The following is a 9,810-nucleotide window of genomic DNA, read 5'->3' on the forward strand; positions in this document are numbered from 1 at the left end:
GCACGCCGCCGCACTTTCGCCACAATAGCGACCCAGAAAGTGAGACTTCCCATGCAATTCGCTTCCCGCCTCGACAACGTCGAAACCTCCGCCATCCGCGAACTCTTCAAGCTGCTGGGCAAGCCCGGCATCATCAGCTTTGCGGGCGGCTTCCCCGACAGCGCCATGTTCGACGTGGAGGGCCTGAAGGAGGCGAGCCAGAAGGCGCTGACCGAGGAGCCCGGCGGCGCGCTGCAATACGGCGCCACCGAAGGCTACGAGCCGCTGCGCACGCAGCTTTCTGCCTTCATGAAGACCAAGGGCGTCGACGTGGACGCGAGCGGCCTGATCGTCACCACCGGCAGCCAGCAGGCGCTCGACCTGCTCGGCAAGACCATGATCTCGCCCGGCGACAAGGTGATCGTCGAGGGCCCGACCTTCCTGGCCACCATCCAGTGCTTCCGCCTCTACGGCGCGCAGCTCATCAGCGCGCCCATCGATGCCAACGGCGTGAAGACCGACGAGCTCGAAAAGCTCATCGCCGAGCACAAGCCGAAGTTCGTCTACCTGATTCCCACCTTCGGCAACCCGAGCGGCGCCATGCTGAGTCTGGAGCGCCGCAAGAAGGTGCTCGAGCTGGCGGTCAAGTACCAGACGCTGATCGTCGAGGACGACCCCTACGGCGACCTCTACTTCGGCGAAGCGCCGCCGCCTTCGATCCTGGCTTTGGCCAAGGACGTGCCGGGCAGCCGCGAGCTGCTCGCGCACTGCGGCAGCCTCAGCAAGGTGCTGAGCCCGGGCCTGCGCATCGGCTGGATGATCGCGCCGGCCGAACTGCTGGCCAAGGCGACGATGTGCAAGCAGTTCAGCGATGCGCACACCAGCACCTTCTCACAGGCCACGGCCGCGCAGTACCTCAAGAGCGGCCGCATGCCGGCCACGCTCGCGCACGTGCGCGAGGTGTACGGCCAGCGCGCGCAGGCCATGGGCGCGGCGCTCGAGCGCGAGCTGGGCGATGCGGTGAGCTTCACGCAGCCGCAGGGCGGCCTGTTCTTCTGGGCCCGCCTCACGGGCGCCAACGGCAAGCTGGCCGATGCCAACGAATTGGCCAAGCGCGCCATCGAGAAGCTCGTGGCCTTCGTGCCCGGGGCGCCGTTCTTTGCGGAGAAGCCCGATGTCGCGACGCTGCGCCTGAGCTTTGCGACGGCCGACGTGGCCAAGATCGAAGAGGGCGTGAAGCGCCTGGGCCAGGCCCTGTAGGCCTCCCGGCTCAGGGCGAGCGGTGCAGGCGCGGCGCCGCCAGCAGCGCGAGGTTGTCCGCAATGGCCGCATCCACGTTCGGATAGCGGCCTTTCATTTTCGATAGCGTCATGATGGTCTGCAGCGCCTTCAGGTCCTTGACCGAGGGTGCGACCTTGATCTGCGCGATGGCCGCCGATGCGTTGCCGCCGTTGACCAATGCCATCACCTTGCTTGCCCAGTCGTTTGCGCGCGCCATGTCTTCACCTGCTTTCGTTTGAACCACCGCCGACTGTACACAGGCCGCGGGTTAGGATCGACCATGAGAAAAACCTTTCAGCTTCAGGTCGAGGGCAAGCACCCCGACCGACTCCTCGAAGCCATCAAGCACGAGATCCGCAAGTACATCAAGCGCGAGCGCCGCCGCGTCCTGCCAGAAGGCGCGGACTTCTGGGACTTCGACTGCAGGTTCGGCACCTCCGAAGAAACCGCCGAGGCCGTGCACCTGTCGGCCATCACGGGCCTGATCGACGGCATCGCCAAGGAAGGCGGCAAGCAGTTCTACGTCGAGGTCGTCGCCAAGCCCGGCAAGCGCAAGCCGCGCGCAGCCGGGGAGCCGGCGCAAGAAGAGCCGCCCGAAGAAATCTAGCCCGCTATCTCAGAGCAGCGCCTGCGCAAGGCGCAGGCCGTGGCGCTGCTCCGCATCCTGCAGCGACCGCGCGATCGACGGGTGCAGGCGCACCCCGTTCTTCGACTGCGCATCGCGGCGCTTCAGGCCGCCTTCGCCCGGCAGCCGCACGGGCCTGGCCGGATCGATCGGCCTGTTGTTGCGGCACTGCGCCGCCACATGGTCCATCTGGCGCAGGAAGGCTTCCTTGCCGCCGAAGGCATGCAGATCGTGCAGCGTGACGTGCACCGTCGCGCCCCAGCCCTCGGGCGGATCGGCCCGGCCATGTCCGGCGAGGCCGGCCGTCAGCGTCTCGACCAGCAGCGCCATGCCGTAGCCCTTGTGCCCATGGCTCAGTCCGCCCGCGGGCAGCAGCGTGCCGGGCGGCTGGTCGAACAGCACCTGCGGGTTGTTCGACGGCTTGCCGGCGGCGTCGATCAGCCATTCCTCCGCAAAGGTTTCGCCGGCGGCGCGCTTGCGGTTGCTCATGCCGTTGGTGGTGATGGAGGCCGAGATGTCGACCATCACGCCGCCTTGCGAGAGCGGAAAGCCCATGGCCAGCGGATTCGGCGTGAACACGGCCTGCGTGCCGCCGAAGGGCGCGACGCTGGCGGTGTTGGGGTCGGAGCAGGCGAGCAGCATCAGCATGTCTTCCTCGAGCGCGCGCAGCATGTAGACGGCGAGGCAGGCGATGTGGTGGCTGCGGCGGATGACGAGCGAGGCGGTGCCGAGTTCGCGGGCGCGTGGAACCAGCAGGTCCATGCCCTGGTCCATGAGCCAGGGGCCGGGCAGGCGCTTGCCGTCCCAGAGCACGGCGGCCGGGCGGTCCGACAGCACCTCGGGCGCGCCTTCCCGCGTCATGCCGCCGGATTCGAGTTCCTTCACATAGCCGGCCAGCAGCACGAGACCGTGCGTGTCGTGGCCCAGCAGGTCGCCTTCGACCAGGGTGCGCGCGACGCTGTCGGCCATCGGAGCGGCGAGGCCGGCCTTCTGCAGCAGGGCGCTGGCGTAGTCCTGGAGCGCCTCGGCGCGGTAGAGGGGGGCGGTGGTGTCGGTCATGTCATGTCTCCATCAAGCTGATTGTTGCGGGATGCTTGTGTTTTTGATGTGCGTGGGTTGGTTCGGGCGGTTTTTCGGGGTGCATGCACAGGCCACCGGGTACTCCCCTCCGCGAATGTCCCCCGGCCTGCGGCCTCCTCCTTGATTTCGCTGCGGGGAGCACCCGATGCCCTGTGCACCAGGGCACGCTGCCGGTGTGCCGCTGATCAACCAGCGCCCTGAACAAATCACGTCAAACACAACGCGAGGCAAAGAGTCACTCCAGAAGCTCCAACAGCCGCTCAAGCCCGCCTTCGTTGATCGCCACCATGGCCTGCTCGCGCACCTTCGGCTTGGCGTGGTAGGCCACGGAGAGGCCGGCTTCGCCCATCATCGGCAGGTCGTTCGCGCCATCGCCCACGGCAATGGCTTCCTGCGGAGAAATGCCGAGCAGGGATGCAACCTCGAGCAGCGTGCGGCGCTTCTCGGCGCCGTCGCAGATGTCGCCCCAGCTTTGCTGCACCACCTGGCCGGTGAGCTTGCCATCGGCCTCGTCGAGCAGGTTGGAGCGTGCGAAGTCAATGCCCAGGCGGTCCTTCACGCGGTTCGCAAAGAAGGTGAAGCCGCCCGACACCAGCAGCACCTTGAGGCCGGCCGCCTTGCAGGCCGCCACCAGTTCCGCCGCGCCCGGATTGAGCTTCAGCCGCTCGTCGTAGACCTGCTGCAGCGCCTCGACCGGCACGCCCTTCAGCAGCGCCACGCGCCGCCGCAGGCTTTCCTTGAAGTCCTTGATCTCGCCGCGCATCGTGGCTTCGGTGATCGCGGCCACCTCGGCTTTCTTGCCGACCGCGTCGGCGATTTCGTCGATGCATTCGATGTTGATCAGCGTCGAGTCCATGTCGAACGCGATCAGCTTGAAGTCGGCCAGCTTCAGCGGCGGCTTCACGCGCTGGATGACGAGGCCGGGGGAGATTTCTGTGATTGCGCTCATGCGGGGGCGGGTTCCTTGACGATCGGTTGTCCGAGGCTGCGCAGCACGTCGCGCACCATTTGCGCACGCTCCTTGGGCTCTTTCAGCTCGCGCTCGATGCGCAGCTTCTCGTTGCCCGCGAGCTTGATGTGCTTGTTCTTCTGGATCAGATGGATGATGGCCATCGAGTCGACCGGCGGGTCTTTCTTGAACGTGATGTGGATCACGCCCGGCGCCGCATCCACCTTCACCACGCCGTACGGCCGTGCGAGCACGCGCAGCCGGTGCGTGTCGATCAGCGTCTGCGCCTGCGGCGGCAGCTTGCCGAAGCGGTCGACGATTTCTTCGAGCAGGGTGTCGATCTGCTCGGGCGTCTTCGCGGTGGCCAGCTTCTTGTAGAACGACAGGCGCAGGTGCACGTCGCCGCAGTAGTCGTCGGGCAGGAGGGCGGGCGCGTGCAGGTTGATCTCGGTGGTGACCGACAGCGGCGCGAGCAGGTCGGGCTCCTGCCCGGCCTTGAGCGCGCGCACGGCCTCGCTCAGCATCTCGTTGTAGAGCTGGAAGCCGATCTCCATCATGTTGCCGCTCTGGTTCTCGCCCAGCACTTCGCCCGTGCCGCGGATTTCCAGGTCGTGCATCGCAAGATAGAAGCCCGAGCCCAGTTCTTCCATCTGCTGGATGGCGTCGAGCCGCTGCGCCGCCTGCTTGGTCAGACCCTCGGTGTCCGGCACCATCAGGTAGGCATAGGCCTGGTGGTGCGAGCGCCCGACACGGCCGCGCAGCTGGTGCAGCTGCGCGAGGCCGAACTTGTCGGCGCGGCTCATCACGATGGTGTTGGCGGTCGGCACGTCGATGCCGGTCTCGATGATGGTCGAGCACAGCAGGAGGTTGTAGCGCTGCGCCACGAAGTCGCGCATCACGCGCTCGAGCTCGCGCTCGGGCATCTGGCCGTGGGCCACGGCGATACGGGCCTCGGGAAGAATCTCTTCGAGTTTCTGGCGCCGGTTCWCGATGGTCTCGACCTCGTTGTGCAGGAAGTACACCTGCCCGCCGCGCTTCAGTTCGCGCAGCACGGCTTCGCGGATCACGCCCGTGCCCTCGTTGCGCACGAAGGTCTTGATGGCGAGGCGCCGCTGCGGCGCGGTCGCGATCACGCTCAGGTCGCGCAGACCCTCGAGCGCCATGCCCAGCGTGCGCGGAATCGGCGTGGCGGTGAGCGTGAGCACGTCGACCTCGGCGCGCATGGCCTTCATCGCCTCCTTGTGGCGCACGCCGAAGCGGTGCTCCTCGTCGATGATGAGCAGGCCCAGGTTCTTGAACTTGACCGATTGCGAGAGCAGCTTGTGCGTGCCGACCACGATGTCGACCGTGCCTTCGGCCAGGCCCTTGGCCGCCGCGGTGATCTCCTTGGCCGAGCGGAAGCGGCTCATCTCGGCCACCTTGACCGGCCACTTGGCGAAGCGGTCGACCAGCGTCTGGTAGTGCTGCTCGGCCAGCAGCGTGGTGGGCGCGAGGAAGGCCACCTGCTTGCCGCCGGTGATCGCGATGAAGGCGGCGCGCAGCGCCACCTCGGTCTTGCCGAAGCCCACGTCGCCGCAGACCAGGCGGTCCATCGGCTGGGGCGAGATCATGTCCTGCACCACGGCGTGGATCGCGGCCTTCTGGTCGGCGGTTTCCTGGAAGCCGAAGTCGTTGGCGAACACTTCGTAGTCGGCGGCCGAGTAGCGGAAGGCATGGCCCTGCCGCGCGGCGCGGCGGGCATAAATGTTGAGCAGCTCGGCGGCCGAGTCGCGCACCTGCTCGGCCGCCTTGCGCTTGGCCTTTTCCCACTGGCCGGAGCCCAGCTTGTGCAGCGGCGCCTCGTCGGCGCTGACGCCGGTGTAGCGGCTGATCTGGTGCAGCTGCGAGACCGGCACGTAGAGCGTCGCCTTGTCGGCGTACTCCAGGTGCAGCATTTCCTGCAAGAGCGGCTTGCCTTCGGCATCGGTGCCCTGGCCCAGGTCCATGTGGATCAGGCCGCGGTAGCGTCCGATGCCGTGCGCGGTGTGGACCACCGGGTCGCCCACGTTGAGCTCGGACAGGTCCTTGATCAGCGCTTCGACGTCGCTGACCTGTTCCTGCTTCTTGTTGCGCCGGCGCGTGGTGGGGGCGGTGGCGAAGAGCTCGGTCTCGGTGACGAAGTCGATGCCCTGCTCGCGCCAGGCAAAGCCCGAGGCCAGCGCGGCGGTGGCGATGCCGATCTTCTCGTCGGCCGAGGCTTCGAACTCGGCCAGCGAATCGAAGGCCGGCGGGCTCACGCCGCTGGCGCGCAGGAAGTCGAGCAGGCTCTCGCGCCGGCCTTCGCTTTCGGCGATCAGCAGCACGCGGTGGGGCGTGGCCTTGATGTGGGCCTTGAGGCCGACCAATGGGTCTTCGGCGCCGCGCACCACGGCAAAGGGCGGCAGCCTGTCGAACTCGGCGTAGGGCGTGTCGGTGGCAATGTCGCCGCCGCCGGCGTTTCCGCGGATGGCGAGCTGCGCATGCGGCTTGGCGCGCTGGTAGAACTGCTCGGCGCTCAGGAACAGCGCCTCGGGCGGCAGCGCCGGGCGTTCGGGGTCGCCGCGCACCAGGCGGTAGCGCTCGCTCGTGTCCTGCCAGAAATGCTGGAACGCGGGCTCCAGGTCGCCGTGCAGCACCACGGTGGCGTCCGCGCCCAGGTAGTCGAACACCGTGGCCGTCTCGTCGAAGAACAGCGGCAGGTAGTACTCGATGCCGGCGGTGGCCACGCCGTTGCCCATGTCCTTGTAGATGCGGCTCTTGGTCGGGTCGCCTTCGAGCAGTTCGCGCCAGCGGCTGCGAAAGCGCGCGCGGGCGTCGTCGTCCATCGGGAACTCGCGGCCGGGCAGCAGCCGCACTTCGGGCACCGGATAGAGGCTGCGCTGGGTGTCGGGGTCGAAGGTGCGGATCGAGTCGATCTCGTCGTCGAACAGGTCGACGCGGAAGGGCACGGGCGAGCCCATCGGAAAGAGGTCGATCAGGCCGCCGCGCACCGCGTATTCGCCCGGGCTCACCACCTGTGTCACGTGGCTGTAGCCGGCCAGCGTGAGCTGGGCCTTGAGCTTGGATTCCTCGAGCTTCTGCTTGGCCTTGAAGTGGAAGGTGTAGCCGGCCAGGAAGGCCGGCGGCGCGAGCCGGTAGAGCGCGGTGGTGGCGGGCACCAGCACCACGTCGGCCTCTTTCTGGCTGATGCGCCAGAGCGTGGCCAGGCGCTCGCTGATCAGGTCCTGGTGCGGGGAAAAGCTGTCGTAGGGCAGCGTTTCCCAGTCGGGGAACAGGGCGCAGCGCAGCTCGGGCGCGAAGAAGGCGATCTCGTCGATCAGCCGCTGCGCGTCGTTGGCATCGGCCGTGAACATCGCGGTGGCGCGGCCCGCGGCCTTCTCACGCATGCCCAGCTGCGCCAGCAGCAGCGCATCGGCCGACAAAGGAGGACGCGGCAGCGTGAATCGCTTGCCCGCCGTGAGGTGGGGGAGGTCCATGGAACGCTTAGAAAATGCAGAACACCCCGCGCTGGGGGCGAGGGGTGTATGAGACGGTCGATTCTAGAATGGCGGCCCCTTATCCGCTTGCCGGCCCCTGGCCCGTGCCGCACCCCATGTCTTCTTCCCGATTTTTCGTGCTGATTCCCTGCGCCGGCTTCGGCCACCGTGCAGGTGGCGCCCAGCCCAAGCAATACCAGCGGCTGGCGGGATCGTCGATGGTGGCCCACACGGTGGCTGCGTTCCGCGCGCTGGCGGGGCGCTTTGCCGGGCTGGCGGTGGTGGTGTCGCCGGACGACCGCGAGGTTCAGACCGCACTGCCGCGCTTTCCGGCCGACAACGAATTCCTGCTGCGCGTGGGAGGCGTCACGCGCGCCGCCACGGTGCGCAACGGTCTCGCGGCGCTACGGCAGAAGGGCGCCGGGGCGCATGACTGGGTGCTGGTGCACGATGCGGCGCGCTGCCTCGTCACCTCGAGCCAGATCGAGGCGCTGATCGCGGCCTGCGAGCACGACGCCGTCGGCGGGCTGCTGGCGCAGCGGCTGGCCGACACGCTGAAGGCCTCCTCGGCCGACAGCCGCGTCTCCCAGACTCTTTCGCGGGCCGACAAGTGGCTGGCCCAGACGCCGCAGATGTTCCGCATCGGCATGCTGCTCGATGCGCTGGAGCGGGCGGGCGACGCGGTGACCGACGAGGCCGGCGCCATCGAGGCCATCGGCCTGTCGCCCTTGCTGGTGCCGGGCAGCGCGCAGAACTTCAAGGTGACCTTTCCCGAGGACTTCGCCCTGGCCGAGGCGGTGCTGCTCGGCCGCCGAAAGGCCATCGCATGACGGCCGCGTTCAACATCCGCGTGGGCGAGGGCTGGGACGTTCACCAGCTGGTGGCGGGGCGCAAGCTCATCCTCGGCGGCGTGGAGGTTCCGCACACCACCGGCCTGCTGGGGCATTCGGACGCCGACGTGCTGCTGCATGCCATCACCGACGCCTTGTTCGGTGCGGCGGGCCTGGGCGACATCGGCCGGCATTTTCCCGACACCGAGGCGCAGTTTCGCGGCGCCGATTCGGCCGTGCTGCTCGGCGAAGCGGCACGCCGCGTGCGCGCCGCGGGCTGGGAGATCGGCAACGTCGACAGCACGGTGATTGCGCAGGCGCCCAAGCTGGCGCCGCACATCCCCGCCATGTGCCAGCGCATCGCCCAGGTGCTGGGCCTCGCGCCCGAGCAGGTCAACGTGAAGGCCAAGACGGCCGAAAAGCTCGGCCCGGTCGGCGAAGGCCGCGCGATGGAAGCGCGCGCGGTGGTGCTGCTGCACCGCCAGGGCTGATCGACTCAGGCCCGCCGGCCCTGCTGCGCTTCCGCCGCCGGCCTCGGCTCGGGCATGGCGCGCGGCATGCGGATGTGCGCCGCCAGGCCGCGCCCGGGCGTGCTGGTGAGCGCAAAGGTGCCGCCCATGCGCTCGATGTTCTTTGCCACGATCGACAGGCCGAGCCCGGCGCCGGCCGCCGAGGTGCGCGCCACGTCGCCGCGGAAGAAGGGCTTGGTCAGCTGCGAGAGCAGGGCGGGCTCGACGCCCGCGCCGTGGTCGCGCACCTTGATCAGCACCGCGTCGTTGTTCGACTGCGCCTGGATCACCACGTCGGCAATGCCGGTGGAGGGTGTCTTGCCGTAGCGCCGCGCGTTCTCCACCAGGTTGGAGATCACGCGCGTGAGCTCGACCTCGTCGCCCAGCACGCGCAGGTCGGGCGGCACGTCGACGCGGATGTTCATCTCTTCGTAGTCCTGCACGGCGTAGGTGCAGGCATCGACCACGTCGCGCAGCAGCACGGGCTTGGGGTCGACATGGTCGGGGCGCGCGTAGTCGAGGAACTTGTCGATGATGGCGTCGAGCTGGGCGATATCGGCCGCCATGTGGTCGCGCGCGTCCTCGTCGGACACGCTCATCTCGGTTTCGAGCCGCAGCCGCGCGAGCGGCGTACGCAGGTCGTGCGAGATGCCGGCCAGCATGATGGCGCGGTCCTGCTCGATCTTGGCGAGCTGGTCGGCCATGCGGTTGAAGCCGATGTTGACCGCGCGGATCTCGTTGGTGCGGGCGCTCTCGTCGAGCCGGTGCGCCTCGTATTCGCCTTCGCGCACCTGCATGGTGGCGCGCGACAGCTGCTTGAGCGGCAGGTTGATGAGCCGCGTGATCAGCGCCGCGCCGGCCAGCGACAGCGCCATGGCGGTGCTGAGCCAGACCAGCCAGGTGCGTCCGCCCACGCGGCTGAAGCGGGTCGGGTCGAGCAGCAGCCAGTAGGTGTCGCTCTCGATGGTGAAGCCGATCCACAGGCCCGGCTCGTCGTTGACGCGGCTGGCCACCGTGGTGCCTTCGCCGAGCTGGTCGATCAGCTCCTCGGTCACGCGCTGGT

At 68.2% G+C, this 9,810-nt stretch carries 9 protein-coding genes; 4 read left to right on the forward strand and 5 right to left on the reverse strand.

Going from position 1 to position 9,810, the window contains the following annotated elements; all coding sequences use genetic code 11:
• Positions 1–51 precede the first annotated feature (51 nt).
• Entirely contained in the window at positions 52–1,239 is a 1,188-nt protein-coding gene (locus AC1DOC_RS07220) for an aminotransferase-like domain-containing protein (protein ID WP_018905041.1), read from the forward strand.
• Between the two features lie 10 nt (positions 1,240–1,249).
• On the opposite strand, the gene AC1DOC_RS07225 is transcribed toward AC1DOC_RS07220, so the two are convergent.
• The gene (locus AC1DOC_RS07225; RefSeq protein ID WP_012747682.1) at positions 1,250–1,477 is read right to left on the reverse strand and encodes a hypothetical protein; all 228 of its coding nucleotides are present in this window, start codon (positions 1,475–1,477) and stop codon (positions 1,250–1,252) included.
• A gap of 63 nt (positions 1,478–1,540) precedes the next feature.
• Between AC1DOC_RS07225 and AC1DOC_RS07230 the strand changes: the two genes are divergently transcribed.
• Positions 1,541–1,867 (forward strand): DUF6172 family protein, encoded by a 327-nt coding sequence (locus AC1DOC_RS07230; RefSeq protein ID WP_012747683.1) that lies wholly within the window; start codon positions 1,541–1,543, stop codon positions 1,865–1,867.
• Between the two features lie 9 nt (positions 1,868–1,876).
• Here the strand turns inward: AC1DOC_RS07230 and AC1DOC_RS07235 are convergent, their stop codons facing one another.
• The 3 genes from AC1DOC_RS07235 to mfd form a co-directional block, all read right to left on the reverse strand.
• Positions 1,877–2,944 (reverse strand): Ldh family oxidoreductase, encoded by a 1,068-nt coding sequence (locus AC1DOC_RS07235; RefSeq protein ID WP_018905040.1) that lies wholly within the window; start codon positions 2,942–2,944, stop codon positions 1,877–1,879.
• Between the two features lie 256 nt (positions 2,945–3,200).
• Positions 3,201–3,914, reverse strand: coding sequence for a phosphoserine phosphatase SerB (gene serB, locus AC1DOC_RS07240; RefSeq protein WP_018905039.1), 714 nt, complete (start codon positions 3,912–3,914; stop codon positions 3,201–3,203).
• A complete protein-coding gene (gene mfd, locus AC1DOC_RS07245; protein WP_478129595.1) occupies positions 3,911–7,408 on the reverse strand; it encodes a transcription-repair coupling factor in 3,498 nt (1,165 codons plus the stop codon). Before mfd ends, serB begins: the two co-directional genes overlap by 4 nt.
• 116 nt (positions 7,409–7,524) lie before the next feature.
• Between mfd and ispD the strand changes: the two genes are divergently transcribed.
• Positions 7,525–8,238: a 2-C-methyl-D-erythritol 4-phosphate cytidylyltransferase gene (gene ispD / locus AC1DOC_RS07250; protein ID WP_026284068.1), complete on the forward strand. Its 714-nt coding sequence runs from the start codon at positions 7,525–7,527 to the stop codon at positions 8,236–8,238.
• A complete protein-coding gene (gene ispF / locus AC1DOC_RS07255; protein WP_018905036.1) occupies positions 8,235–8,729 on the forward strand; it encodes a 2-C-methyl-D-erythritol 2,4-cyclodiphosphate synthase in 495 nt (164 codons plus the stop codon). The genes ispD and ispF overlap by 4 nt, the downstream gene beginning before the upstream one ends.
• A 5-nt stretch (positions 8,730–8,734) precedes the next feature.
• Here the strand turns inward: ispF and AC1DOC_RS07260 are convergent.
• The coding region (locus AC1DOC_RS07260) for an ATP-binding protein (RefSeq protein ID WP_478129596.1) at positions 8,735–9,810 on the reverse strand (1,076 nt) is incomplete at its 5' end.

The sequence above is a fragment of the Variovorax sp. 01T439_2 genome, from assembly GCF_056398445.1.

Excerpts from the sequence above, each read along its gene's own strand:
- AC1DOC_RS07220 (WP_018905041.1), top strand. The coding sequence starts at position 52 with ATGCAATTCGCTTCCCGCCTCGACAACGTCGAAACCTCCGCCATCCGC.
- AC1DOC_RS07225 (WP_012747682.1), bottom strand. The coding sequence starts at position 1,477 with ATGGCGCGCGCAAACGACTGGGCAAGCAAGGTGATGGCATTGGTCAAC.
- AC1DOC_RS07230 (WP_012747683.1), top strand. The coding sequence starts at position 1,541 with ATGAGAAAAACCTTTCAGCTTCAGGTCGAGGGCAAGCACCCCGACCGA.
- AC1DOC_RS07235 (WP_018905040.1), bottom strand. The coding sequence starts at position 2,944 with ATGACCGACACCACCGCCCCCCTCTACCGCGCCGAGGCGCTCCAGGAC.
- serB (WP_018905039.1), bottom strand. The coding sequence starts at position 3,914 with ATGAGCGCAATCACAGAAATCTCCCCCGGCCTCGTCATCCAGCGCGTG.
- ispD (WP_026284068.1), top strand. The coding sequence starts at position 7,525 with ATGTCTTCTTCCCGATTTTTCGTGCTGATTCCCTGCGCCGGCTTCGGC.
- ispF (WP_018905036.1), top strand. The coding sequence starts at position 8,235 with ATGACGGCCGCGTTCAACATCCGCGTGGGCGAGGGCTGGGACGTTCAC.